Here is a 25,245-nt window from a genome sequence, read left to right on the forward strand (position 1 = left end):
CTGCGGGCAGTCGTGCCGCTGGGGCGATGGGGGTCTCCCCTGCTCGAGCGCAGTCGAGAGCTTGGGCGAGGGTGGGCGCAGGCGGCACCCAGCAGCGCCGGGTTGCGCACCCACCCCGGCCCGGGCTCCGGCACCGAGCCCAACTGCACCCCGGAGCCTGGTGGCTCTGGGCGCTCGCCCTCGGCACCGCGGCCACCCGTACCACCAACCCGCTGCTCCTCGCCCTCCTCATCACGGTCTCCGCCTACGTCGTGGCCACCCGCCGCCCCGACACCCCCTGGGCCCGCTCCTACAGCGCCTTCGTCAAACTCGCCCTCGCCGTGATCCTCGTCCGTCTGCTCTTCGCGACGGTCCTCGGCTCCCCCGTTCCCGGCACGCACACCCTCCTCACCCTCCCCGAAGTTCCGCTCCCCGCCTGGGCCCAGGGCATCCGCCTCGGCGGCGAGGTGACCGCGGAGGCCCTCACCTTCGCCCTGTACGACGGACTGAGACTGGCCACGCTCCTCGTCTGCGTCGGCGCCGCGAACGCCCTCGCCAACCCCTCCCGCCTCCTGAAGTCCCTGCCGGGCGCCCTGTACGAGCTGGGCGTCGCGGTCGTCGTCGCCCTCACCTTCGCCCCGAACCTCATCGCCGACGTCCAGCGCCTGCGCGCCGCCCGCCGTCTGCGCGGCCGACCGGACAACGGCATCAGGGGCCTGCTGCAGGTGGGGCTCCCGGTCCTGGAGGGCGCGCTGGAGCGCTCGGTCTCCCTGGCCGCCGCGATGGACGCCCGCGGCTACGGCCGTACCGCCCAGGTCCCGCCCGCCGTACGCCGTACCACCGCCGCTCTCACCCTCGGCGGCCTGCTGGGCGTCTGCGCGGGAACGTACGGCCTGCTCACCGCCGAGGGCGCCGGCTACGGCGTCCCCGTACTCCTCGCGGGTCTCACCGCCGCCCTCGCCGGACTGAAACTCGGCGGCCGCCGGTCCCTGCGCACCCGTTACCGCCCGGACCGCTGGGACGTGCGCGCCTGGCTGGTCGTCGGCTCCGGCGTCGCGGTCGCGGCCCTGCTCGCCGTCGCCGCGTCCCGCGACCCCGCGGCCCTGCACCCGGGCGTGGTCCCCCTGGTCGCCCCCACCCTCCCCCTCTGGCCGGCCGCGGCCGTACTCCTCGGCCTGCTGCCCGCGTTCGTAGCCCCCGACCCCAAGGAGCCGTCGTGATCCGCTTCGAGGATGTCTCCGTGACCTACGACGGGGCCGCCGAACCCACCGTGCGGGGCATCGACTTCGAGGTCCCGGAAGGCGAACTGGTCCTGCTGGCGGGCCCGTCCGGCGTGGGCAAGTCCACCGTCCTGGGCGCGGTCGGCGGACTCGTCCCGCACTTCACCGGCGGAACCCTGCGCGGCCGGGTCACGGTCGCGGGCCGTGACACCCGCACGCACAAGCCGCGCGAACTGGCCGACGTCGTGGGCACGGTGGGCCAGGACCCGCTCTCCCACTTCGTCACCGACACCGTCGAGGACGAACTCGCCTACGGCATGGAGTCTCTGGGCCTCGCCCCGGACGTGATGCGCCGCCGGGTCGAGGAGACGCTCGACCTGCTCGGCCTCGCCGACCTGCGGGACCGTCCGATCGTCACGCTCTCCGGAGGCCAGCAGCAGCGCGTCGCGATCGGCTCGGTCCTCACCCCGCACCCGAGCGTCCTGGTCCTGGACGAGCCGACCTCCGCGCTCGACCCGGCGGCCGCCGAGGAGGTGCTGGCGGTCCTCCAGCGGCTCGTCCACGACCTCGGCACGACCGTCCTCATGGCCGAACACCGCCTGGAACGCGTCATCCAGTACGCCGACCAGGTTGTCCTCCTCCCGTCCCCGGGCGCACCCCCGATCCTGGGCGACCCGGCCGAGGTGATGGCCGTGTCCCCGGTGTACCCCCCGGTGGTGGCTCTGGGCCGCCTGGCGGCCTGGACCCCCTTGCCCCTGACGGTCCGCAACGCCCGCCGCAAGGCAGGACCTCTGAAACAACAGCTGGAGAACGCCGCTCCCAAGGGGCGCGGGGAACTGCGCGATCAACCACGGACAACCCGCACGCGCCGACATGAGGCACCCCCCGCCCCCATGGGCGAGGTACGAGCCCTCTCGGTCACCCGCGCCCGCAACCAAGCCCTCAACCACATCGACCTCACCATCACCCCCGGCGAGATCGTCGCCCTCATGGGCCGCAACGGCGCCGGGAAATCCACCCTGCTCAACTCCCTGGTCGGCCTCATGAGGCCAAGCTCCGGAACCGTGCGCCTCGGCGAAGCCACACCTCACCGCACCGCCCCCAAGGACCTCGTCCGCAAGGTCGGCCTGGTCCCCCAGGAGCCTCGCGACCTGCTCTGCGCCGACACCGTCGCCGCCGAGTGCGCGGCGGCCGACAAGGACGCGGGCGCCGCCCCCGGCACCTGCCGTGCCCTGGTCTGCGAGCTGCTGCCCGGGGTCACCGACGGCACCCACCCCCGGGACCTCTCGGAGGGGCAGCGGCTCGCGCTGGCCCTGGCCGTGGTGCTGACGGCCCGGCCCCCGCTGCTCCTGCTGGACGAGCCCACCCGGGGCCTGGACTACGCGGCGAAGGCCCGGCTGGTGGCGGTACTGCGCGAGCTGGCCGCCGAGGGGCACGCCATCGTCCTGGCCACGCACGACGTGGAACTCGCGGCCGAGCTCGCCCAGCGGGTGGTGCTGCTGGCCGAGGGCGAGGTGATCGCGGACGGGCCGACGGCCGACGTCGTCGTCTCCTCCCCGTCCTTCGCCCCGCAGGTCACCAAGATCCTGGCCCCGCAGCACTGGCTCACGGTCTCCCAGGTCCGCGCGGCGCTGCACTCCGGAGCCCGCTCGTGAACACCCGGAGGCAAGCCCGGGCCGTCCGCCTCGGCCCCCGCTCCCTCGCCGCCCTGGCCCTGGTCAGCGCGGTGGGCGTGGCCGCTTTCGGCTGGCCCTTCCTCGCCCCGCCCACCTCGCGGATCAGCGCGCACGCGCAGGACGCGCCGTGGCTCTTCGCGGGCCTGCTGGTGCTGCTCGTGGCGGTCGTGGGCGCGGCGATCTCGGAGGCCGGGCTGGGCCCGAAGGCGGTCGCGATGCTGGGCGTGCTGGCCGCCACGGGTGCGGCCCTGCGGCCGATCGGGGCCGGTACCGCGGGCATCGAGCCGATGTTCTTCCTGATGGTGCTGAGCGGCCGGGTGCTGGGCCCGGGCTTCGGGTTCGTCCTCGGCTCGGTGACCATGTTCGCGTCCGCGCTGCTCACGGGCGGGGTCGGCCCCTGGATGCCGTTCCAGATGCTGGCGCTGGGATGGTTCGCCATGGGGGCGGGCCTGCTGCCCGGCCCGGACCGGCTGCGCGGGCGGGCGGAACTCGCGATACTCGCGGCCTACGGCTTCCTCGCCGCGTTCGCCTACGGCACGGTGATGAACATGGCGGGCTGGCCCTTCATGGGCGCTCTCGCCTCGAACGTGGCCTTCGACCCGCAGGCGCCGCTCGCCGAGAACCTGGCCCGTTTCGTCGCGTACTGCGTCGCCACCTCGCTCGGCTGGGACCTGGGCCGGGCCCTCGTCACGCTCGTGCTGACCCTCGTCGTGGGACCCGCGGTCCTCAGGGCGCTGCGCCGGGCCACGCGCCGGGCGGCCTTCGAGGCGCCGGTCACGTTCGAGGCGCCGCAGGAGTGAAGCGCCCCACGTGACCCGGGTCACCTACGAAGCGAGGTCGTGGAGACCGCACCAGGTCACCGCCGAAACCTTCGTCCCGGATACGGCCACTTCTAGCAAGAGAGGGCTTTGCGGGCAGCCGCAGGAGCTGTTCCTCTGGACCTCAAGGCGGCGGCCTCTGATCCCCTGGGCCGCCGCCTTTCCCATGGGGCGATCTTGAGGGCGCCCCTCGCCCGTGACCGGCATCGGGATCCGCGTCCGGGTCCGGTCATGGCCGGGCGCGGACTGCCGAGACACATTGTCGGGCCGGGGGTCCGCACGGAAGTCTCCTCGCTGTGATCAGTGCAGAGGTTGGAGAGGCCATGCGTTCCCCGCTCATACGTTCCTTCTCGCAGCTCGATTCCCTGGACCCGGACCTCCCCGTCGTGACGCTGTTCAGCGGCGGGCTGGACAGTTCGTATCTGCTGCTGCGGCTGCGGCGGATGGGCATCCGTGAGGTGCACGCCGTGAGCGTGGACATCGGCGAGGACGAGTCCAGTGGCTACAAACGCCAGGTCGCCGAGGCGCTCGGCGCGACGATCCACATCCTCCACCGGCGGGCCGAGTTCGCCGAACAGTACGTCGCTCCCGCGATCGCCGCCCAGGCCGTGTACCTCGGAATCCACCCCGTCAGCTCCACGCTGAGCCGCCCGCTGATCGCCCACAGCGCGGTCGAACTGGCCCGTGGGCTCGGCGCGCAGGCCGTGCTGCACACCGCCAACCGCTCCCAGAACACCCTGCGCCGGCTCAACGGAGCGCTGACGCTGCTCGGTTACGAGGGCGTGTTCGGCAGCCCCTACGACCTCGATCCCGTCACGCGCGACGACAAGCTGGCCGAACTGCGCGACGCCGGGATCGATCTGCTCGCCGGTCGGATCGTCAGCGGCGATTCCAACCTGTGGTGCCGCGAGTTCGAGTCGGGCATCCTCGACGACCCCGAACTCCACGAGGTCCCCGAGGAGATGTACACCTGGAGCCGGCCGACCGCCCTCCCCGGCGACACCGACACCCTCACCGTCACCTTCGAGCAGGGACGGCCCGTCGCTCTCGACGGAGAGCCGCTGCCCCTGACCGGGCTGATCGACCGCCTCAACCGGAGGGTCGGCGCGTACGGACTCGGCCGCTACTCCGGCCTGGAGCACCTCGACCACGGCGAGAAGGTCCTCGAGATCCGGGAGATGCCCGCCGCCTGGCTCCTGCTCAGCGGCTACCGGCACATCGAGAGCGCCTGCCTGGACGCCGAACTCATCCGCGAGAAGCGGCATCTGGAGCAGGTCTGGACCCGTGAGGCCCTCGAAGGCCGCTGGTTCGGCGAACTGCGGCTCGCCACGCAGGTGTTCATCGAGGCCTGCGCCGCCCGCACCACCGGGTCCGTGACCTGGCGGCTGCGCAGCGGCGGTGCCGACACGCGCTCCATCACCGTCGGAGCGCCGCTGTATCTGCGCGACCGGGAGGCCTGGGAGGAGCGGTCGATCAGCGCGGAGTCGGCGCCGTTCGCCCCTGCGGCCGCCCCGGTCCTCGCCACCGTCTGACCCTCCGCTCCCCCTGCTCGCACCCTCCTCTTTCCTTCGCGGGTCCCACCCGCGGACCCCACCCGTGGTTTCCACCCGCGGTTTCACCTACGGAGTACGCCATGACCACTGCCGCCACCCGTCACCCCGCCGCCGACGACGCCGTCAACGCCCTCGCCGGGCGCGGCGGTCATCTGATGCCCTCGGCACGGCTCTCCGCACTCGCCGGTGTCGGCGCCTCCGACTGGGCGCGGTTCGCCGCCCACTGGGACGAGCTCACCCTCGACACGTACATGGCCGACGGGGGCACGTACCGGTACCGCCGCTACGGGCAGTTCGAGCTCGACCCGGCCGCGGGCGCCCTCACCCTGCTGCCGCACGCGCCCTACCGTCAGGAGTCGGACATCAATCCGCTCAACGGCGGCATCGAGCGTGTCTTCGACCCGCTGACGGAGTCCTTCACCGGTGACCCGCTGCTGCGGTCCGTCATCGTCGAACTCGGCCGGATCTTCACCGACGTCGACGGCACGGCGTCATGGAACGTGAAACTGCACCCGTACCGCATCAGCGCCTCCGCCGACCAGCAGGGTCAGCCCGCGCCCGAGGGCCGGCACCGGGACGGTGTCACCTTCATCACCTCGCTGCTCATCGGCCGCAGCAACGTCACCGGCGGTGAGAGCGCCGTCTGGACCGACGCGGGCGAACACCTGATCACAGCTACCCTGTCCGAGCCCGGTGACCTGCTGCTGGGTGACGACCGCCGCACGCTGCACTCGGTGACCCCGGTGCACCCGGTGGACCCCGAACGCGCCGCCCACCGCGACGTGCTGGTGATCGCCTACACGGCGCGCTGAGCCCTCCCTCCCGACTTCCACCGTCCGCTGCCCTAGGAGCCCCCCATGACCGTCAAAGCGGCCCGCCGCGCCTGGCTGACCGATCTGCCCGTCCTGCTGGTGGCGGTGGTGTGGGGCTCCAGTTATCTCGCCGCCAAGGAGGTCACCACGGCACAGACCGTGCTGGCCGTGCTCGTCCTGCGGTTCGGTGTGGTGCTGCCGGTCCTGGTCGGCACCGGGTGGCGCAAGCTCAGGGCGCTGGACGGGGCGCAGCTGCGGGGGGCCGGCGTCCTCGGGCTGATTCTGTCCGGGATCTTCCTGCTGGAGACGTACGGCGTCGTGCACACCTCGGCGACCAACGCCGGGCTCATCATCAGCCTCACCATGATCTTCACGCCGCTCGCGGAGAGCCGGATCACGGGCAGGCGGCCCTCCGGGGCGTTCCTGGCGGCGGCGGGTCTTTCGGTGCTGGGTGTGGTGCTCCTCACGCAGGGCGCCGGGTTCACCGCGCCGTCCCTCGGTGATCTGCTGATGCTGGGCGCGGCCGTGGCCCGTACCGTGCACGTGCTGGCGATGTCGCGCATGCGGTCGGTGCAGGGCGCGGACTCGATGTCGATGACCACGGTGCAACTGGGCAGCGCGGTCGCGGTGTTCGCGGTGCTGTCCACACTGCCCGGCACCGGCAGCACCGCGTGGGCCGCCGCGGCGGACCTGGACGCCGGGGACTGGCTCTGGCTGCTCTACCTGTCGGTCTTCTGCACCCTGTTCGCGTTCTTCGTGCAGATGTGGGCCGTACGCCGTACGTCGCCCTCCCGGGTGAGCCTGCTGCTGGGCACCGAGCCGGTGTGGGCCGCCGTCGTGGGGGTCACCCTCGCGGGGGACCGGCCGGGTTGGCTGGGGTTGCTGGGCGCGCTCCTCGTGCTCGCGGGCACGGCGTGGGGCCGCAGCGCGGCCGCCCCGCGGCAGACGTCAGTCGTCGAGCCAGCCGAGCCGGACCGCACAGACACCGGCCTGGAACCGGCTGGCCGTTCCTAGCCGTTCGGTCAGTTCGGAGACGAGGCGGCGGACCGTGCGCTCGGAGACCCCGAGCTTGCGGGCCATCGCCTCGTCGGTGAGTCCGCCCCCGAGCATCCGCACCAGCTCACGGTGGCGGCCGGTCGGGCGCCAGTCGCCCTCGGGGCTGTCGGTCGCCGACTCGGTCAGGACGGCGGCGCTTTCCCAGCTGTGCTGGAAGATCTCCCGGAACACCCCGACCAGCGTCTCGCCGCGCAGCACGATGGCGGCGATCTCCCCGTCCGCGGTCCGGGACGCCGGCACGATCGCCAGCGAGCCGTCCACCACGATGAGCCGCATGGGCAGGGTGTGCGCGGTGCGGACCTGGGCGCCCGCGCCGTTCAGCCGCCGCAGATACGCCGTCATGTGGGGGGCGGAGGCCGCCGAGCGCAGATGGATCGTCCGCATGCGCACGCCGCGGCCCAGCACGAGCCGGTCGCGTTCGAGCCCCGCCTCCACCATCTCCGCGGGCAGCGGGCGGCCGGGGTGCAGGGACAGCACTTCCTCCTCCGCTCGCCGTGAGGCGTCCTCCAGAACGGCGGATACATTGGCCATACCATTGACCACCTCCATCTGAACGGAGGCCAACTCCCGGGCGTACACCGGCTGGAAGTCCGCTAACACCTGGGCGAGCGCGGAGCGGGTCTGCCGGACGGCGCTCAGCAGGGCGTCCGTGTGCTGTTCCTCGTCGAGAAGCAGCTTGCGCAGTGCGGTGTCCGGGGCGAGGGCCATCCAGCCGTTGTGGTGGCCCGACGACGGCACCAGCAGGCCGAGTTCACCGAGCAGCTGGAGTGCGCCGGCGAGCTCGCTCCCGCTCCAGCCGCGGTGTTCGGTGAGGGTCTGCGGGTTCCAGTCCGCGTTGTCGAGAGCGAGGCGGTAGAGCTCCTGGGCTCGGGCACGCACGTCCACCGGAATGGGTCCCCCTACTGAGTGATGAGCGCTGTCCCCCGTGAAGCACTCCCTCGGGGATCTTAGGAACGGTCCCCCGCAGCGGGAAACCCGTGGTCCGCCATTCGGACCGGCCTTCGGATCGCCGTACCGATGACGGAACGGACAGCGACGGGCTGCCGCCCACCGTGCTCCGCCGGCCGTCCGCCCCTGGCCATGGCCGGTGCCGGAACGCCCTGCGGATGGCCGCGGACGGCTCCGCCGGAACATGATGATCGCCCAGCGGCCGCCGCCGACCACGCACCGACCGACCAGCGACTCGACGCCCGTCGAGCGACGATCATCCAGGGGGACCCCATGTCCGCTTCTCATCTGCTCCGTGGCCTGTTCGCGCTTCTCGCCGCAGCCCTCGTCCTCGGTGGCGTGCAGAGCGCCGCGGCGCCCGCGACCGAGACCCGGGCTGTCGTGACCAGCGGCGACTCACTGATCTGGGGCTGACCGGGTGGCCAGACCGAGCATCGCCGTCGTCGCGCCGCTGACCGGACCGCGCACGGACTGGGGAGCGGCCCTCCTCGGCCAGCTGGAACGGATCCGAAGGGCCCGCCCGGACGCCGCCGAGTGGCACGTCTACGACGAGGCGCCGGAGGTCGCCCGGACCGTGGTCTGCGCAGGACACGCGGCGGTCGTCGGCCACAGCGACACGGAGGACGCCCGCAGGGCCCTGCCGGTGTACCGAGCCGCCCGGCTCCCCTGTCTGCTTCCCTTCGTCAGGGCCGGGGCGCCCGCGCTGAGCTGGGCACCGGACGGGGACGTGCTGGCCCGCAGGATCGTCGAGGCGGCGACGGCCCTCGGCGTGAGCGCGCTGGCCGTCGCCCCGGACGAGGAACCCCGCTGGCGCGCGCTCGGGCGCTCGGTCGTCGAGGAGGCCGACAAAGCAGGGCTGGCGCCGGGCCCCGGTGGCGCGCTGGCGGTGCTGGCGCCGCAGGACCGGTTCGCGCGCTTCCTGCGGGGTACGGGTCCCGTCCTCACGCCGACGGACTGTGGGCTGGTCTCGTTCGCTCACCTGCGCCGGGCGGCATCGGACCGCGAGGTGTGGGCCGTCCACCCCCAGAGGTGCGCGGTACGCCGTGCCAGAGCCGCTCTCACGGCACTCGCGCAGGCCGTGGCCGAGGATCACGCACCGCGCGGAACGGCGCTGACGGACGCCGTGCGGGCGCGTTCGGGAATCCTGCTCACCGCCGAAGGAGCCCCCCTGGGCGACGGCTGGCTGATCTCCCGGCTGCCGTGGATGTGCTCGGCGAGAACGCCGCTGTGAACTCCGCTCCGCCGGCGGGGTTTCTCCGTCAGCCGGTGCTCACCGGCAGCTCCTTCACCCCGTTGATCCAGGCCGACCGCAGCCGGCGCGGGTCCCCGACCAGCCTCAGCCCGGGCATCGCGTCGGCGATCGCGTTGAAGATGAGGTTGATCTCCAGCACGGCGAGGGACTTGCCGAGGCAGTAGTGCGGGCCGCCGCCGCCGAACCCGAGGTGCGGGTTGGGATCGCGGGTGACGTCGAAGGTGTCCGGGTCGTCGAAGACCTCGGGGTCGTGGTTGGCCGAGGCGTAGAACAGCCCCAGCCGGTCGCCCTTGCGGATGCGCTTGCCGCCGAGTTCGGTGTCCTGGGTGGCGGTGCGCTGGAAGGCGGCGACGGGGGTCGCCCAGCGCACGATCTCCTCCGCCGCCGTCTCCGGCCGGTCGCTCTTGTACAGCTCCCACTGGTCGGGGTGGGTGAGGAAGGCGTGCATGCCGTGGGTGATGGCGTTGCGGGTGGTCTCGTTGCCCGCGACGGCCAGCATCAGGACGAAGAAGCCGAACTCGTCGGAGCTGAGGTTGCCCTCGTCCTCCGCCGCGACGAGCTGCGTGACGATGTCGTGGGCGGGGCACTGCTTGCGGTCGGCGGCCATGTTCATCGCGTAGGCGATGATCTCCGTGGCCGACTCGGCGCCGACCTCCTCGGTGATGGCGTACTCGGGATCGTCGTAGGCGATCATCTTGTTGGACCAGTCGAAGATCTTGTCCCGGTCCTCCTGGGGGACGCCCATCAGCTCGGCGATCGCCTGGAGGGGCAGTTCGCAGGCGACCTGGGTGACGAAGTCGAACGGCCCGGTGTGCGCGCGGGCGGACGCGACGATGCCCTGGGCCCGCGCCCGCAGCCGGTCCTCCAGTGCCCGGATCGCCCGGGGCGTGAAACCGCGCTGCACGATCTGCCGGACCCGGGTGTGCTCCGGGGGATCCATGTTCAGCAGGATCAGCCGCTGCGCGTCGATGGCGTCACGCTCGATGTGCTCGTTGAAGCGGATGATCGCCGTGTTGAGGGACGACGAGAACAGCTCCGGGTGTGTGGAGACGTACTTGACGTCGGCGTGCCGGGTGACGGCCCAGTAGCCCTCGTCCTGGAAGCCGGCGAGACCGGCCGGCTGCGGCACCCAGCAGACCGGTTCGGCCCGGCGCAGCTCGGCGAACTCCGGCAGGGGCACACGACTGTGCAGCAGGTCGGGGTCAGTGAAGTCGAACCCGTCGGGCAGCGCGGGACAGTGCATGGGCGGCTCCCACCCTTCGTACCGACTCATCGGTCTGACGGCCCATCAGCTGTGCGGAGTTGCGGTGACGGTAGTAACGGGTTCTACAAGTAGCAAGAGGCACGGGCCCGCCAATTGCCCGCACGACTATTGCGGTCACCGAGAGACCCTCAGCACACTGCATACAGAACTAGAACGCGTACTAGTTCCGCTGAGCCTCCCGGAGAGGACCCGCACCCATGGCTGCCGAACCCGTGATCGTCGAAGCCGTACGCACCCCCATCGGCAAGCGCGGCGGCGCGCTCGCCCATCTGCACCCCGCCTACCTCCTGGGCGAGACCTACCGCGAACTCCTCGGCCGCACCGGCATCCCCGCGGACTGCGTCGAGCAGATCGTCGGCGGTACGGTCACCCACGCCGGCGAGCAGTCCATGAACCCCGCGCGCACGGCCTGGCTGACCATGGGGCTCCCCTACGAGACGGCCGCGACGACCGTGGACGCGCAGTGCGGGTCCTCCCAGCAGGCCTCGCACATGGTGGCCAACATGGTCGCGGCCGGTGTGATCGACGTCGGCATCTCCTGCGGGGTGGAGTCGATGTCCCGGGTGCCGCTGGGGTCGGGCTCGAAGCACGGGCCGGGCAAGCCGTTCCCCGACGAGTGGAACGTGGACCTGCCCAACCAGTTCGAGGCGGCCGAGCGCATCGCCCGCCACCGCGGCCTGACCCGCGAGGACGTCGACGCACTCGGCCTCGCCTCCCAGGAACGGGCCGCCCACGCCTGGGCGGAGGAGCGCTTCAAACGGGAGACGTTCGCGGTCCAGGTCCCCACGACCGAGGAGGAGCAGCACGCCGGGCAGGGCATGTGGCGCCTGGTCGACAAGGACGAGGGCCTGCGCGACACGACGGCGGAGGGACTGGCCGCCCTCAAGCCGATCATGCCGACGGCGGTGCACACGGCCGGGAACTCGTCGCAGATCTCCGACGGGGCGGCGGCGATCATGTGGGCGTCGAAGCGGATGGCCCGGGCGCTGAAGCTGAGGCCCCGGGCCCGGATCGTGGCCCAGGCGCTGGTCGGTTCCGACCCGCACTTCCACCTCGACGGCCCGATCGACGCGACGAACGCGGTGCTGGGCAAGGCCGGGATGTCGCTGAAGGACATCGACCTCGTGGAGATCAACGAGGCGTTCGCGTCCGTCGTGCTGAGCTGGGCGCGGGTCTTCGACCAGGACCTGTCGAAGGTGAACGTCAACGGCGGCGCGATCGCGCTCGGGCACCCGGTGGGGGCGACCGGGGCCCGGCTCATCACGACGGCGCTTCACGAACTGGAGCGCGCGGACAAGGAGTTCGCGCTGATCACCATGTGCGCGGGGGGCGGCTTGGCCACCGGCACTATCATTCAGCGGTTGTAGACGCCCAGTTGACGAAGGTGGTGAAGGCGGCGGGGTCGAGGGTGAGGTTCGGTCCCGCCGGGGTCTTGCTGTCGCGTATGGCGACGGTCGCCTTCGGGGTTTCGGCGACTTCGAGGCACTGGCCGCCTTGGTCGCCGCTGTACGTGGACTTGCGCCAGGCCAGGGCTCCGATCGGCGCGCATTCGACGCATTCGCCGCCTTGATCGCCGCTATAGCTGGACTTACGCCACTGAGTCCCCGCCGGAAGCGCGTTGCTCGCCATAGCGTTCCTCCATCAATCGCCGGATCAACTCCGCCGAATCCCTGAGGGAGAGCGCGGCGGCCTGCAGATGATCGTAACGGAGCGAGCAGTCCCTGACGGTGTCCGGATTGGCGGTCGGATGCCCGCTGCCGTAGCCCTCCGTGTAGACGATGGCCGCGTCGCTCGCGAACCGGAAGAGGGTGAACGAGCCTTGCATTCCTGCATGCGCGCCGGCAGAGAACGGCAAGATCTGGATGTTGACCGCGGGGATGCGCTCGAAGGCCAACAGATGAGCCAGTTGCCCCCGCATGGTCTCCCGACTGCCTACCTCCTGGTACAGGACGGACTCGCTGATGACCATCCAGAGGACCGCGGTCTGCCCCTTCTCCAGGATGCGCTGTCGAGCCAACCGGACGGCAGTGCGGTCTTCCAGGTCGGTGTCGTCCAGCACTCCGAGAACGGCACGTGCGTACTGGGGAGTCTGCAGGAGGCCGTGGATGGCATGGGTCTGGAACGTACTGATCTCCGTCGCCCGCCCCTCCAGCTCAGCCACCTGCTGGAACCACGCCGGAAGCCGACTCCGCAGCACCAACTCGACGAGGCGGGAGAACATACCGTCCGTGCCCAGCGCCGCATCCGCCCGTTCACTGAACTCGGGCGTCGGAAGTTTTCTGGCGGTCTCGATCTGGCCCACCAAGGAGCCCGTGTAGTTGAGGATGTCCCCCAACTGCCGCTGTGTCAGCCCGGCGGCCTCCCTGTGCCGCCGCAGCTCGAAGCCGTAGTAGTCGAGCGGCGACGCACCCGGGTCGAGGGAGTTGATGTGGGTCACGGCGAAAGCCCCTCTCACGCAACTCGGTCCACAACAGAACCGGTTGTATCCGTTCTGTAGCCGAGGGTAGTCACCGCACGTCAACCTCGTCCCGTGAACGAATACTTTCCCGCCCAGTACTCGATGCGCCTCACCGTCGGTGACCACGCCCCCCGGCACATCCGCCGCATCGTCCGCTCGTTCCTCGGCGGGTGGGACATGCCCGACCTCTCGGACGCCGTGGAGCTGGGCGTGACCGAGCTGCTCGCCAACGTCGTACGGCACGTCCCGGACCGGCGCTGCGCACTGCTGCTGCTGCGGCAGCGCATGGGCGTACGGGTGGAGGTCACGGACGGCAGTGACGAACTGCCCCGCACACCCGACACGCCGGACGCGGAGTCCGAGAACGGCCGGGGACTGCTCCTGCTGGACGCGATGACCGACAAGTGGGGCGTGTCGCTGGGGTCGGGGGGCGGGAAGACCGTGTGGTTCGAATGCAGGACCGAATCCGCTCGCGAGCCGCGCGCCACTCAGGTGTCTTGATCTTCCCCCTCTCTGACCGAATGGAATCGGGCCATCCGGTTTCAGCCCCGACTGGCCGATAGGTGCCTTCTACAGTCACTTCCCGCATGCAACCGTTCATGATCCGTCCATGCGGCGGGACTGCTGCCGGCCCGTCGCTTCGCTCCCTCAGTGCCAGGTGATGAGATGACGTTGAAGGTACTGCTCGCGAACGCCCCCAACCCCACGGCCAACAGGAACGCCTCGAACTACGCCTGCTACCCGCACATCGGCGTGGTCCAGCTCGCCACGGCCACGCGGGAGGCCCTGGGCAGCCGGGTCGACATCCGGGTCGTCGACGGCGGCATCAGCAATACCGAGACCGTGCGGCAGGCCGTTCGTGATTTCGCGCCCGACGTCGTCGGGATCAGCGCGCTGACACCGACGTACTCGGAGGCCCTGAAGATCGCGGAGACCGCCAAGGCGGGCGGGGCGAAGGTCGTCCTGGGCGACGACCACGCGATTTTCCTTCCCGAGACGATCCTGCGCAACAGGCCGCAGATCGACTATGTGATAGCCAACGACGGAGGCGAGATCCCGTTCGTGGAACTGGTCCGCGCTCTGGCCGACGGCACCGGTGTGTCCGAGGTGTCCTCGCTCGCCTACCGGCACGAGGGCCGCATTCGCCGCAACCCCGCGCCGAAGTACGCACTGTCGCTGCGCAACACCATTCCGGACCTGTCCTTCATCGACGACGTGCTCGACGTCTACGCCGACAACTACCGCACGCAGTTCGGGCATCTCCACGGCCAGGAGGTGCGGCCCATCACGGTGAACAACGCACGTGGCTGCGAGAATGGGTACAAGCGCTGCACCTACTGCTCCATCGCCGATCTGACCGTCAACACGGGGGATCCGCGCGGATTCTGGAAATCGGTAGACCAGTACAACCGCGAGCACGGAATCAACCTGTTCTTCGAGGTCTACGACAGCTTCACCGCCAGCCCCCGCTACGTGGACGCCCTCATCGACGCCACCCCGCCGCACCTGAAACGCCGTATCGACGACGGTGAACTGCAGGTCATGGTCTACGCCCGCGCCCTCGGGCTGACCAAGCGCAACAACGTCGACAAGCTCCGGCGTCTCGGCGTCACGCGTGCCAACATCGGACTCGACGCTGCCGACCCCGAAATGCTCGAGGCGCAGCGGAAGAACAAGACGACGGGTGAAACCAACCTCGAAGCCATCCGCATGCTGAACGAGGCGGATATCTCGGTCCACGCCTCGTACATCGCCGGCGCTCCGGGAGAGCGGCCGGAGACGCTGGATCGCACCATCTCCGGCATCGGGCAGATGCTGGGCGAGGTCGAACTCTCCTCGGTCGAGTTCTCACGTTTCATTCCGCTGCCGAACAGCCCGGCGTGGGATCTGCTGGTCGACTACGAGCGGCCGAACTTCTTCAAGAGCAGCACCGAGATCGACGGCTACCTGGCCGCTCTGGGCATCACGGTGACGCGCGAACAACGCGAGGAGATGTCCGCCAGGTTCGGTGACCAGGATTTGCTCGACATCGACGAACTGGGAGCGTTCTGGGCGGACAACTTCACCCACATCAGCGAGAGGTACGCGCTGGAGCGCATCAGCGAGGTGGACGAGATGGTGAGCGCCCACAACGTGCGCACGGGAAACAACGTCGGATAGCCGTGATCCCCCGGGGGCCCGTCCGACCCGGGCGGGCCCCCGGGGGCGAAGAGGAAGGTGCCGGAATGCTGGGAGTGGAGAACCTTCTCACCTACGCCCTGGGTGCGCTGCTGATCATCGTGCTGCCGGGACCGAGCTCCCTGTTCACACTGTCGGTCGCCGCACGGCTGGGAGTCAGGGCCGGATACCGGGCCGCCGCGGGGGTGTTCCTGGGCGAGACCCTGCTCATGCTGGCGACGGCCGCCGGACTCGCTTCGCTGCTCCAGGCCAACGAGCTGCTGTTCGCCATCGTGAAGTACGCCGGGGCCGGTTATCTGACCTGGATCGCCGTGGGCATGATGCGGGCGGCCTGGGCGATGTGGCGACGCCGCGAGGAGAGGGGCGGCGAGGATCCCGCGGCCCCGGAGCCGTCCACGGGCGGGCGGCTGTTCCGGCGCTCGCTGGTGATCACCGTGCTCAACCCGAAGGCGATCTTGTTCTTCATCTCCTTCTTCGTGCAGTTCGTCGACCCCGGCTACGCCTATCCCGGTCTGTCCTTCGCCCTGCTCGCACTCGTCTACCAGCTCATCAGCGTCGCGTACGTGACCGCGCTGATCCTCGGCGGTACCTATCTCGCCACCCAGTTCCGCCGCCGCCGGAAGCTGTCGGCGGGCCTGACGACCGGGGCGGGAGCCCTGTTCCTCGGTTTCGCGGCGAAGCTGGCCACGACGAGCGGCTGACGGCGGCCGCCGTCACCGTGCGCGCCCGCGGCCCCTGGAGGACGTACGTGAGCCCGAAGCCCACCGCGACCACCACCGCTCCCCCGGTCGCGTCCAGCACCCAGTGGTTGCCGGTCGCCACGATCGAGACTCCGGTGAGCAGCGGATGCAGCAGGCCCAGCGCCCTGACCCACCAACGTGACGCCAGGACCGCGATCACGAGGCCGCACCACAGCGCCCAGCCGAAGTGCAGGGACGGCATGGCCGCGTACTGGTTGGTCAGGTGCGTGAGCGTGCCGTAGTCGGGCTGTGAGAAGTCCTGGGTGCCGTGCACGGTGTCGATGAAGCCGAGCGTCGGCATCAGTCGGGGCGGGGCGAGGGGGTAGAGCCAGAATCCGACCAGGGCGAGCAGCGTGGCGAGGCCGAGTGCGGAACGGGCCCAGCGGTAGTCGCCGGGGTGGCGCCCGTAGAGGACCGCCAGGACCGCCAGCGGGGCCACGAAGTGGAACGACGTGTAGTAGAAGTCGAGGGCGTCGCGCAGCCAGTCGATCGTGACGACGGTGTGGTTGAGCCGGCGCTCGAAGTCGAGGCGCAGGGCGCGTTCGACGTCGTAGACCTGCCTGCCGTGCTCCTCCGCCTCCGCCCGCCCCGCCGAGTTGCTGCCGCCGCCCGCGGCGAGGCGGACCTGGGAGTAGGCGGCGTAGGTGACGCGCAGGAGGAGCAGTTCCAGGAGGAGGTTGGGCCTGGTGAGGACCCGGCGCAGGAACGGCATCAGCGGCACGTGCCGGAAGCGGGCCGGGGTGGTGGGCGCGTAGGCGGGCGGTTCCGGTGAGCGGTAGGCGGGCGAGGAGCGGGAGAGGAACGGCACGGCGGTGGCGGCGGCGAGGGCGGCCAGCAGGACGACGTTGTCGCGCAGCGGCCGCAGGAGCGCCATGTCCGGCAGCAGCATCCTGGCCGGCAGGGTCATGACGAGGATGACGGCGACCGGCCAGACGTAGCGGTCCGAGGCGCGGGTGCCGACCCGGCCGACGACCGCGAGCAGCACCCACAGCAGCTGGTGCTGCCAGGCCGTGGGCGAGACGACGATCGCGGCACAGCCGGTGATCGCGACGGCGAGCAGCGGCCGGCCGTCCCGGAAGCAGTGCACGGCCCGGCGCAGGGCGAGGACGGCGACGGCCGCGCCGAGCGACAGGAAGAGCGCGACCTCGGCGGGGCCGTCCAGGCCGAGCCGGAGCAGGGCGCCGTGCAGGGACTGGTTGGCGAGGTCGTCGGCCCGGCCGCCGAGGCCGGCGCCCGCCAGGTGGTGGATCCAGTACCGGGAGGAGTCGTGCGGCATCGCCGCCCAGGCGAGCCCGGTGCAGGCGGCGAAGGTGACGCCGGTGGCGAGCGCGGCGCGTCTGCGGCCGGTGCACCACAGCAGGGGCGTGAACAGCAGCAGCGTGGGCTGGAGCGCCGCCGCGACGCCGATCAGCAGGCCGCTGGTCCGTTGGCCGTGGACGGTGAAGCAGCCCAGCAGGACGAGCAGGACCGGGATGATGCTGGTCTGGCCGAGCGACAGGGTGCTGCGCACGGGCAGGGACAGCATCAGCAGGCTGACGGCGACCGGCGCGGCCAGTAGTGACGTGCGGCGGCTGACCGGCTGGGGCAGGGCGCGGGCGGCGGTCAGGCCGAGGGCGACCACGAGCAGCAGGGTGCCGAAGGTCCAGCCCCAGCCGAGGGCCTGTTCGGCCGAGCGGGTGAGGGGTTTGAGGGCGAGGCCCGAGAAGGGCGTGCCCGTGAAGCGGGTGGAGTCGTAGAGCGAGCCGTTGACGTGGAGCACGCCGTTCGGGCCGACCCAGGTCTCCAGGTCCGTCAGCCGCTCACCGCGCGGGGTGGCGAGGACCGCGGCCACCTGCCGGGCGGCGAGGACGGCGGCGATCAGCCACAGCCCGAGACGGGCGGCGCGCAGGCGTGTGCGGACCCCGTCGACGGCCGTCGCTCCGAAGCTCTCCGCCGGTCGTCCGCCGTGATCCGCCTTCGTCACGTCCCATCGGCCTTCCGCAGCAGTTCATCCCAAGCGGTTCATCCCACATGTCCAGAATGCGGGGATTCTCCCGCGAACCCTATGGGGATCACGCGACCCCGGGGAAGAAGGCGCGGGCAATCGCTGATCACTTGGCGACTGCACACTCGGAAGCGACAAGGATCACATGAAGATCATGTGGGAACCGCTCGCGAGGGGGCAGAAGCAGCAGTACAGCAACGGTTTACGTGCAGCGTGCAACGACTTCTGTACCGCCCGTGAGCGGAGCAAATCCGCCTATCGTCGCTCATTCGGCCCGTACGACAGCGCCGCCGCGCGGGACCGGTTCCCTGTCCCCGTCGAAAGGTAGGCGAGCGAGCCTTGTCGACTGCCTCAGTCGTCGCCCCCGCTTCTCTCGTGAAAACCCGCAAAGCGAAGACCCCCGACCCCACCGTCACCGACCCCGCGCTCGTCAAACGCGCCGTGAAGGCGGCCGCGCTCGGCAACGCGATGGAGTGGTTCGACTTCGGCGTCTACAGCTACATCGCCGTCACGCTGGGCAAGGTCTTCTTCCCCTCGGGCAACCCCACAGCCCAGCTGCTGTCCACGTTCGGCGCCTTCGCCGCGGCCTTCCTGGTCCGCCCCCTCGGCGGCATGATCTTCGGCCCGCTCGGCGACCGCGTGGGCCGCCAGAAGGTCCTCGCCCTCACCATGATCATGATGGCGGCGGGCACCTTCGCGATCGGTCTGATCCCGTCGTACGCGACGATCGGCGTCGGCGCGCCGATCCTGCTCCTGGTCGCCCGCCTCGTGCAGGGCTTCTCCACCGGCGGCGAGTACGCGGGTGCCTCCACGTTCATCGCCGAGTACGCCCCCGACAAGCGGCGCGGCTTCCTCGGCAGCTGGCTGGAGTTCGGCACGCTCGCCGGCTACATCGGCGGCGCCGGGCTGGTCACGATCATGACCGCCCTGCTCTCGGCCGACGACCTGACCTCCTGGGGCTGGCGCATCCCGTTCCTGGTGGCGGGCCCCATGGGCATCATCGGCCTCTACCTCCGGCTGCGCCTGGAGGAGACCCCGGCGTTCGCGGCCGAGGCGGAGAAGGCCGAGAACAACCGCCCGAAGACCCCGCTGCGCGAGATGGTCACCGGCCAGTGGCGCGCGCTGCTGCTCTGCGTCGGCCTGGTGCTGGTCTTCAACGTCACCGACTACATGCTGCTGTCGTACATGCCGAGCTACCTGACCGGCCAGCTCCACTACGACGAGACGCACGGTCTGCTCGTCGTCCTCGGTGTGATGGCCGTGATGATGATCGCCCAGCCGTTCGTCGGCGCGCTGACCGACCGCGTCGGCCGCCGCCCGGTGATCGCCACCGGCTGCGCGGGCTTCCTGCTGCTGTCCGTCCCGGCCCTGCTGCTGATCCGCCAGGGCAGCCTGCTGGCCGTCGCGCTCGGCATGGGTGCCCTCGGCATGCTGCTGGTCTGCTTCACGGCGTCGATGCCCTCGGCCCTGCCCGCGCTGTTCCCGACGAAGGTCCGCTACGGCTCCCTGTCCATCGGCTTCAACGTCTCGGTCTCCCTGTTCGGCGGCACGACCCCGCTGGTGGTCACGGCCCTGATCGGCGCGACCGGGAACATGATGATGCCCGCGTACTACATGATGGCCGCGGCCGTGATCGGCGGTTTCGCCGTGTGGCGCATGGCGGAGTCGGCGGGGCGTCCGCTGCCCGGTTCGGCGCCGTCGGTGGCGGGTCGACACGCCGAGTGAAAACCCACTGACAGCGCCCCGCGCACCAACTATCTTCGTCAGCGCCAGTAGTCAGGGATGCCAACTATGCTGACGAAAGGTAGAGGTGCATGAGCGAGTCGCACGTCTGGGACGAGGTCGACGCCTATTTCACCGCCCACCTCGCCCCGGACGACGAAGCCCTGGCGGCCGCGCTGCGCGACAGCGACGCCGCCGGGCTTCCGCACATCAACGTCGCCGGGAACCAGGGCAAGCTCCTCCAGCTCCTCGCCCAGATCCAGGGCGCCCGCCACATCCTGGAGATCGGCACGCTCGGCGGCTACAGCACCATCTGGCTGGGCCGGGCCCTGCCCGCCGACGGGCGGCTGGTCTCCCTGGAGTACGACCCCCGGCACGCCGAGGTCGCCGTCCGCAACATCGCCCGCGCGGGCCTGGAGGACCTCGTCGAGGTGCGGGTGGGCCCGGCCCTGGAGTCGCTGCCCAAGCTGGCCGACGAGAACCCGCCCCCGTTCGACCTGGTCTTCATCGACGCCGACAAGGCCAACAACCCGCACTACGTGGAGTGGGCGATCCGGCTCACCAGCACGGGCAGCCTGATCGTCCTCGACAACGTCGTACGGGGCGGCCGGGTCGTCGACGCGGACAGCACCGCCCCGGACGTGACGGGCACCCGCACGGCGATCGAGCTGATCGCCGGCCATCCGAGGCTGAGCGGCACGGCGATCCAGACGGTGGGAATGAAGGGCTACGACGGGTTCGCGCTGGCACGCGTCCTGGCGTGAGGCCCGCCCTCCCACGAGGTCATGCCCCGCCCCCACACGTGGTCATGCCCCGGGCCCTGACCCGACGTGATGCCCTGCCCTCAGCCGGCGGGCGGCTCGCCGTCACACGGCGCGATGCGCTGCCGTCACACGGCGTGCTGCCTCGCGTCAGGCCTCGTGGTAGAAGCCCACGTTGACGCTGCGCGGGGCGGTGCGGTCCTGGATGATGATCTCGCCGCTGCCGCCCCGGGGCAGCGGGACGGTGCCGCCGTACGCCAGGGGCTGGGCGTACTCCCCCATCATCAGCCGCACTTCGGAGGACGGGTCCGGCTGGGAGCCGCGCAGCCAGGTGAGCTGCCAGGTCCCCTCCGGCCCGCACAGGAACTCCAGGTGGACGCGGGAGACGAACAGCCAGTCGTCCGGCGTGCTCAGCCGGCACACGGACTTGTCGCGGCCCACCCGCAGCACCGCGCCCGGCTCGCTGGGCGCGTCGGCCATGAGCATGCCGGCCGTGGCGCCCGCCTCCGCCTCCGCGACGGTGGCCATGGTGAGTTCGAGCACGTGCGCTCCTCCTGAGACGTCCTGGTGGTCAGCCAGGTTCTTGACCCGCCGCATGATAAAACGCCCGGCTGCGCGGTGTCCGGCACAATGGCCTCATGACCGAGCGAAAGCCACCGGGCGTCGACTTCGAGTCCTGGGTCGACAAGCAGATCCGTGACGCGGAGGCACGCGGGGAGTTCGACCGGCTGCCGGGCACGGGTGCGCCGCTCCCCCCTGACATGGAGAGCACCTACGACGAACTGTGGTGGGTCAAGCGGAAGATGGCCCGCGAGGGCTTCTCCGTCCTCCCGCCGGCGCTGGCCCTGCGCAAGGAGGCGGAGGACGCGCTGGAGGCCGCGCTCGCGGCCCCCTCGGAGCGGATCGTGCGGAAGATCATCGACGAGGTCAACGTGAAGATCCGCGAGATGATGTTCAAGCCGCCGCCCGGCCCCCCGCTGGGAAAGAAGCCGTACGACGTCGAGGACGTCGTACGGCAGTGGCGGGAGCGCCGGGCGGATCACTGACGGGGGCGATCACCCCGCGTCACACGTGCAGCAGCTTCTCCGCCAGCTCGCGGTAGTCCTTCAGGGCCAGCCGGAGCTGCTCTGTGTCGGCCGACGAGGCGGACCTGCTCTCGCCGCCCTCGACGGACTGCCAGGAGTGGCGCAGGGTGCGGCGGTGCTGCGTCACGGCCTCGGTGAAGCGGGCCGCGATCTCCTCCAGCACGTGGTCGGCCTCCTCGACGGCCGCCCGGGGCCCGTCGACGAACCCGGCGACGGCGTGCTGCAGCTGCGAGCCGAGCTTGTCGCACTCCTCGTGGGCGAGGAGGTGGGCCCGGTTCTTGGCGGAGCCGACCTTGCCGGTGCCGGTGCCGTGCTCGCCGGGGAGAGCGTCGGTGCCGTGCTCACCGCGCAGAGCGTCGGTGCCGTGCCGGCCGGTTCCGTGCGGGTCGATACCCGTCCGGTCGGGGCCGTTGCGGTCGAGGTGGTTCCGGTCGAGGTCGTTCCGGTCGGTGGCGGGGACGTCCGTGCCGTGCGCCGCGGCACGGTCCGCGTCGGTGCGGTGCGTGGCTCCGCGGTCGGTGTCGGTGCGGTGCGTGGCTCCGCGGTCCGCGTCGGTGCCGTGTGCGGCTCCGCGGTCCGTTTCGAGGTCACGGCCTGCGCCGCGGCCCCGGTCCGGGCCGGGGGCCGTCTCGCGGCGGTCCGTGCCCGGTGCGGTCGGGCGGTGGCCGGTGCCCAGCGCGCTCTCGCCGCGGGCGTCCGGGGCGGCCGGCGTCTGGTCGCCGGGCGGTCGGGTCATGTCGGTCATTGCCTCAACTCTCCTTCGCCTGACGTCGGTTCATCGCCCAGGGCAGGTGACTGCCGCGGGCCGGGGCCTTGCGGCCGCCGTTCAGGGCCGCGCGCTCGCGGCCGCTGTCGTGCCGTCCACCGGTGTGGTCGCCGCCGTCGTGGCGGGCCGGCTTCACCAGTTCCTCGAACAGGGCGCGGGCCGCCACGAAGGCCTCACGCATGTCTTCCGTGCCCTGGCCGCCGTCACGGGCGTCCTCCGCGCGCAGGTGCGCCGCGCGGTGCACGCGCCGGTAGCCGTCCACGTGGTGGGCGTGGTGCACGGACAGCGCGGCCAGCTGTTCCTCGTACTGCCCGCCGTCCGGGAAGCCCCGGGCACCGGCGAGTTCGGCGAGCAGCCGGTCCGCCTCGGCGACGGCCTCGCGCGGCGAGTCGACGAACCGCTCCTGGGCGGCCGTCCAGCGCGCCTCGTACTGCTCGCGCTGCGCCGGCTCCAGCGACCGCTCGCGCAGATCGCCGTGGCGCTGCACGCGTTCGGTCAGTTCGCGCTCGGCCGCTTTGGCGTCACCGTCGTGCCGGGCGACGGCCCGGTCGTACTCGGGTCCGAAGCGCCGCTTCAGGCTCGGGCCCCGCCGAGGGCCTCGGGCACGCAGGGTCATGACGGCCGCGATGATGACGACCGCCGCGATCACGATCAGAGCAATGATCAGGCCAGTGGACATGAATGCCTTCCGGGTTCTCGGCCCAACCGGCTCTCCTCGCGAGCCGGTTCGCCCGTCGGGTGTCCCCAAAGCCCGTCTCCAAACGGCGCCCGGTCGCACCGGGGTGCGAACACGTGGCCGAAACAATTCGATTGCGTGTCCGGCGGGGCGGCTGCGGAGAATGCGTTTCGTGATGTGGACCGTGACGCCGGAACCGTACGACTCACCCGTCGCCGCCGCACTGTGGCGGGCGTACTACACGGAGGTCAGCGACCGCTGGTACCTGCTGCACGAGGGGCGCCGGACGGACCCGGCCGAGCTGGAGCGGGAGATCGCGGCCCGGCCGGGTGCCGACCTCGCCCCGCCGGACGGCCTGTTGCTCGTCGCCCGGTACGGCGGCGAGCCGGCCGGCAGCGCGGGGGTACGGCTGCTGGACGGCACGACCGCCGAGCTCACGCGGGTGTTCCTGCACGAGGTGATGCGCGGCCGGGGCGGCGCGCCGCTCCTGGTCCGGGCGGCCGAGGACGCCGCACGCGCGCTCGGCGCCACCCGGATGATCCTCGACACCCGCGGCGATCTCGTGGAAGCCCGCGGCCTCTACGCCCGCCTCGGCTACACGGAGACGGGGCCGCACAACGACGCCCGGTACGCGGAGCACTGGTTCAGCAAGGAACTGGCCCGGCCTCAGCCCGGCTCCCGCGAGGGGCGCACCCGGTAGGGCCGCTCGCGACGCGATCCGCACAGTTCGCCGCTCAGCTCCCGCACCAGCTGCTCCAGTTCGGCCGGCCGGTCCGGTCCCCACCAGTCGCCGAGCAGCTCGGCGAGGGAATCCTCGCGGGCCCTGGCCAGCCATCCGGCCTCCCGCGTCTCCTGTGACTTTTCCCATCGTGACCGCTGTGACCTGTTATGGCCTGCCGGGCCCTTTTGGAAGCCGCGCTTCCGGGGGCTCCTCGACGGCACTGTGGAGAAGATCTGGATAATCTCTGGAGTTCGCGAGGGGAGGGAGGACGCGTGGAACCGCCGAACGGCCACCCGTGCCCGGAGTGCGGCGCGCCCAGACAGCGGGACAACAGCCCCGCCTGCGCCTGCACGGACCGAGCCGCCGAGGCCCTGCGTGATGCCCGTACGGCCCAGGCGGCGGCAGCGGCGGACTTCGACCCGCTGCGGATCCGCCCGTATGTGGAGATCGACCCCAGCGCGAAGGCGACGCCGGTCGTGCCCCCGGCCGACGCGACGGAGGGCACCCCGGGCGTCCCCCACGCGGACGGCAGCGCCGGGCCCCGACCCGCCCAGGCATCGCCTGCCCGGGGCCGGGGGCCGACGGCCGAAGGAGCCGCGCCCCGGAACGCGGGGACGGGCACCGCAGCCTCATACCCGCACACGGCGCCGGGCGTCACCGCCTCACCTCGGCACGCGGAGTCGGCGCCCGCCGGGAGTGCCGCTCCGCCGACCTCGCCTGCCGACACCACGATGCCCTTGGCGCCGGTCGACTCCGACGCGACCGCCGTACTGCCGGCCGCCACCGTCTCGATGGGCCCGACACCCCCGGCTCCCGCCCCGGCCGAACCGAGCGTCACCGACCTGCGGCTGTTCGACGGAACGGCACGGGCGGAGCTCGGCGCGCCGGACGCGGGCGGGACCGGCATGCGCAGGTCCGGGCGACGGCGGCGCACCCTGCTGCTCGCCACCGCCGGTGCGTGTGCCGCCGTCGTCGCGGCGGCCGGGTACGCGAGCGGGCTGTTCTCCTACGAGAGCCCTTCCCGCGACACCGCCCTGCCGGACGACATCCGTGCGAGCGTGCCGGACGCCCCGTCGAGCAGTGCGGCCTCCACACCTCCGCAGGGCAGCGCCCCGGCGGCTCCCCCGGCCCCGGCGGCACCCCGGCCGGCGCCGTCCCGCACCGGGAGCCCCTCCGCCTCGCCGTCGCCGTCCGCGCCCAGCGCGTCGGCGAGTCTGCCGCAGTCGCCGTCCCCGTCGGCATCACAGCCGTCCGCCACGTCGACCGGCGCCGAGCCGGCACCCCCGGACGACTCCCGCCAGAAGGGCGGCCCCACCGTCCTGCGCGTCGGCGACCGGGGTCCGGAGGTCACCGAACTCCAGCTTCGCCTGCGCCAGTTGTATCTGTACGACGACGACACCGACGGCACCTTCGACGACCGCCTCCAGGAAGCGGTCCGCACCTACCAGTGGTCACGCGGCATCCAGAGCGAGGACCTCGGCGTCTACGACCGGGAGACCCGGGCCAAGCTGGAGTCGGAGACCCGGGAGCCGTGAGGGCCGGGGCCGTCGTGCGGTGACGCCGCTGCGCTCGGCCG

At 71.6% G+C, this 25,245-nt stretch carries 24 protein-coding genes and 1 pseudogene; 17 read left to right on the plus strand and 8 right to left on the minus strand.

What is annotated here, in order from left to right; genetic code table 11:
- Positions 1–26: 26 nt before the first annotated feature.
- The 6 genes from ACFCXS_RS09695 (at position 27) to ACFCXS_RS09720 (ending at position 7,072) form a co-directional block, all read left to right on the plus strand.
- The gene (locus ACFCXS_RS09695) at positions 27–1,199 is read left to right on the plus strand and encodes an energy-coupling factor transporter transmembrane component T (protein ID WP_376642588.1); all 1,173 of its coding nucleotides are present in this window, start codon (positions 27–29) and stop codon (positions 1,197–1,199) included.
- Positions 1,196–2,854, plus strand: a complete 1,659-nt coding sequence (locus tag ACFCXS_RS09700) for an ABC transporter ATP-binding protein (RefSeq protein ID WP_376642590.1) — start codon at positions 1,196–1,198, stop codon at positions 2,852–2,854. Before ACFCXS_RS09695 ends, ACFCXS_RS09700 begins: the two co-directional genes overlap by 4 nt.
- The gene (locus tag ACFCXS_RS09705; RefSeq protein WP_376642592.1) at positions 2,851–3,675 is read left to right on the plus strand and encodes an ECF transporter S component; all 825 of its coding nucleotides are present in this window, start codon (positions 2,851–2,853) and stop codon (positions 3,673–3,675) included. Before ACFCXS_RS09700 ends, ACFCXS_RS09705 begins: the two co-directional genes overlap by 4 nt.
- Positions 3,676–4,016: 341 nt before the next feature.
- Positions 4,017–5,225, plus strand: coding sequence for an argininosuccinate synthase-related protein (locus ACFCXS_RS09710; protein WP_376642595.1), 1,209 nt, complete (start codon positions 4,017–4,019; stop codon positions 5,223–5,225).
- 101 nt (positions 5,226–5,326) lie between these two features.
- Positions 5,327–6,058, plus strand: a complete 732-nt coding sequence (locus tag ACFCXS_RS09715; protein WP_376642597.1) for a 2OG-Fe dioxygenase family protein — start codon at positions 5,327–5,329, stop codon at positions 6,056–6,058.
- 45 nt (positions 6,059–6,103) lie between these two features.
- Positions 6,104–7,072: a DMT family transporter gene (locus tag ACFCXS_RS09720; protein ID WP_376642599.1), complete on the plus strand. Its 969-nt coding sequence runs from the start codon at positions 6,104–6,106 to the stop codon at positions 7,070–7,072.
- On the opposite strand, the gene ACFCXS_RS09725 is transcribed toward ACFCXS_RS09720, so the two are convergent.
- Positions 7,007–7,999, minus strand: coding sequence for a LuxR C-terminal-related transcriptional regulator (locus ACFCXS_RS09725; RefSeq protein ID WP_376642601.1), 993 nt, complete (start codon positions 7,997–7,999; stop codon positions 7,007–7,009). The two genes, ACFCXS_RS09720 and ACFCXS_RS09725, sit on opposite strands and share 66 nt — an antisense overlap.
- Before the next feature lie 336 nt (positions 8,000–8,335).
- On the opposite strand from ACFCXS_RS09725, the gene ACFCXS_RS09730 reads away from it, so the two are divergent.
- The gene (locus ACFCXS_RS09730) at positions 8,336–8,476 is read left to right on the plus strand and encodes a hypothetical protein (RefSeq protein WP_376642603.1); all 141 of its coding nucleotides are present in this window, start codon (positions 8,336–8,338) and stop codon (positions 8,474–8,476) included.
- A 4-nt stretch (positions 8,477–8,480) separates the two neighbouring features.
- A complete protein-coding gene (locus ACFCXS_RS09735; protein WP_376642605.1) occupies positions 8,481–9,293 on the plus strand; it encodes a hypothetical protein in 813 nt (270 codons plus the stop codon).
- A gap of 28 nt (positions 9,294–9,321) precedes the next feature.
- On the opposite strand, the gene ACFCXS_RS09740 is transcribed toward ACFCXS_RS09735, so the two are convergent.
- On the minus strand, positions 9,322–10,557 hold the full coding sequence (locus ACFCXS_RS09740) for a cytochrome P450 (protein WP_376642607.1): 1,236 nt from the start codon (positions 10,555–10,557) through the stop codon (positions 9,322–9,324).
- A 218-nt stretch (positions 10,558–10,775) separates the two neighbouring features.
- On the opposite strand from ACFCXS_RS09740, the gene ACFCXS_RS09745 reads away from it, so the two are divergent.
- Positions 10,776–11,945: a steroid 3-ketoacyl-CoA thiolase gene (locus tag ACFCXS_RS09745; protein ID WP_053672109.1), complete on the plus strand. Its 1,170-nt coding sequence runs from the start codon at positions 10,776–10,778 to the stop codon at positions 11,943–11,945.
- Here ACFCXS_RS09745 and ACFCXS_RS09750 read toward each other — a convergent pair.
- Both ACFCXS_RS09750 and ACFCXS_RS09755 read right to left on the minus strand, forming a co-directional pair.
- The gene (locus ACFCXS_RS09750) at positions 11,929–12,207 is read right to left on the minus strand and encodes a DUF397 domain-containing protein (RefSeq protein WP_376642610.1); all 279 of its coding nucleotides are present in this window, start codon (positions 12,205–12,207) and stop codon (positions 11,929–11,931) included. The two genes, ACFCXS_RS09745 and ACFCXS_RS09750, sit on opposite strands and share 17 nt — an antisense overlap.
- Complete coding sequence (locus ACFCXS_RS09755) at positions 12,167–13,015, minus strand: helix-turn-helix domain-containing protein (protein WP_376642612.1); 849 nt, start codon at positions 13,013–13,015, stop codon at positions 12,167–12,169. Before ACFCXS_RS09755 ends, ACFCXS_RS09750 begins: the two co-directional genes overlap by 41 nt.
- Before the next feature lie 93 nt (positions 13,016–13,108).
- Between ACFCXS_RS09755 and ACFCXS_RS09760 the strand changes: the two genes are divergently transcribed.
- From ACFCXS_RS09760 to leuE, 3 genes are all read left to right on the plus strand, one after another.
- On the plus strand, positions 13,109–13,537 hold the full coding sequence (locus tag ACFCXS_RS09760; RefSeq protein WP_376642614.1) for an ATP-binding protein: 429 nt from the start codon (positions 13,109–13,111) through the stop codon (positions 13,535–13,537).
- Positions 13,538–13,702: 165 nt separating this feature from the next.
- On the plus strand, positions 13,703–15,196 hold the full coding sequence (locus tag ACFCXS_RS09765; RefSeq protein ID WP_376642615.1) for a B12-binding domain-containing radical SAM protein: 1,494 nt from the start codon (positions 13,703–13,705) through the stop codon (positions 15,194–15,196).
- Between the two features lie 65 nt (positions 15,197–15,261).
- Positions 15,262–15,915 (plus strand): leucine efflux protein LeuE, encoded by a 654-nt coding sequence (leuE, locus tag ACFCXS_RS09770; protein ID WP_376642617.1) that lies wholly within the window; start codon positions 15,262–15,264, stop codon positions 15,913–15,915.
- On the opposite strand, the pseudogene ACFCXS_RS09775 reads toward leuE, so the two are convergent.
- Positions 15,869–17,917: pseudogene (locus ACFCXS_RS09775) on the minus strand (phosphatase PAP2 family protein); the annotation flags it as partial. The gene leuE and the pseudogene ACFCXS_RS09775 sit on opposite strands and share 47 nt — an antisense overlap.
- Positions 17,918–18,277: 360 nt before the next feature.
- On the opposite strand from ACFCXS_RS09775, the gene proP reads away from it, so the two are divergent.
- Together proP and ACFCXS_RS09785 are read left to right on the plus strand one after the other, a co-directional pair.
- Positions 18,278–19,663 (plus strand): glycine betaine/L-proline transporter ProP, encoded by a 1,386-nt coding sequence (proP, locus tag ACFCXS_RS09780; RefSeq protein ID WP_376642619.1) that lies wholly within the window; start codon positions 18,278–18,280, stop codon positions 19,661–19,663.
- Between the two features lie 89 nt (positions 19,664–19,752).
- Positions 19,753–20,424 (plus strand): O-methyltransferase, encoded by a 672-nt coding sequence (locus tag ACFCXS_RS09785; RefSeq protein ID WP_376642621.1) that lies wholly within the window; start codon positions 19,753–19,755, stop codon positions 20,422–20,424.
- A gap of 147 nt (positions 20,425–20,571) precedes the next feature.
- Here ACFCXS_RS09785 and ACFCXS_RS09790 read toward each other — a convergent pair whose 3' ends face one another.
- Positions 20,572–20,964, minus strand: coding sequence for a hypothetical protein (locus tag ACFCXS_RS09790; protein WP_376642623.1), 393 nt, complete (start codon positions 20,962–20,964; stop codon positions 20,572–20,574).
- Between the two features lie 95 nt (positions 20,965–21,059).
- Here ACFCXS_RS09790 and ACFCXS_RS09795 point away from each other — a divergent pair, with 95 nt between their 5' ends.
- Complete coding sequence (locus tag ACFCXS_RS09795) at positions 21,060–21,467, plus strand: DUF1992 domain-containing protein (RefSeq protein WP_376642625.1); 408 nt, start codon at positions 21,060–21,062, stop codon at positions 21,465–21,467.
- A gap of 19 nt (positions 21,468–21,486) precedes the next feature.
- Here ACFCXS_RS09795 and ACFCXS_RS09800 read toward each other — a convergent pair whose 3' ends face one another.
- Positions 21,487–22,251 (minus strand): hypothetical protein, encoded by a 765-nt coding sequence (locus ACFCXS_RS09800; protein ID WP_376642627.1) that lies wholly within the window; start codon positions 22,249–22,251, stop codon positions 21,487–21,489.
- Positions 22,252–22,255: 4 nt separating this feature from the next.
- Complete coding sequence (locus tag ACFCXS_RS09805; RefSeq protein WP_376642629.1) at positions 22,256–22,951, minus strand: hypothetical protein; 696 nt, start codon at positions 22,949–22,951, stop codon at positions 22,256–22,258.
- Between the two features lie 169 nt (positions 22,952–23,120).
- Here ACFCXS_RS09805 and ACFCXS_RS09810 point away from each other — a divergent pair, with 169 nt between their 5' ends.
- Positions 23,121–23,648 (plus strand): GNAT family N-acetyltransferase, encoded by a 528-nt coding sequence (locus ACFCXS_RS09810; RefSeq protein ID WP_376642631.1) that lies wholly within the window; start codon positions 23,121–23,123, stop codon positions 23,646–23,648.
- Between the two features lie 293 nt (positions 23,649–23,941).
- A complete protein-coding gene (locus ACFCXS_RS09815; RefSeq protein ID WP_376642634.1) occupies positions 23,942–25,204 on the plus strand; it encodes a peptidoglycan-binding protein in 1,263 nt (420 codons plus the stop codon).
- Positions 25,205–25,245 lie beyond the last annotated feature (41 nt).

Source organism: Streptomyces sp. NPDC056373 (genome assembly GCF_042262425.1).
Taxonomy (GTDB): domain Bacteria; phylum Actinomycetota; class Actinomycetes; order Streptomycetales; family Streptomycetaceae; genus Streptomyces.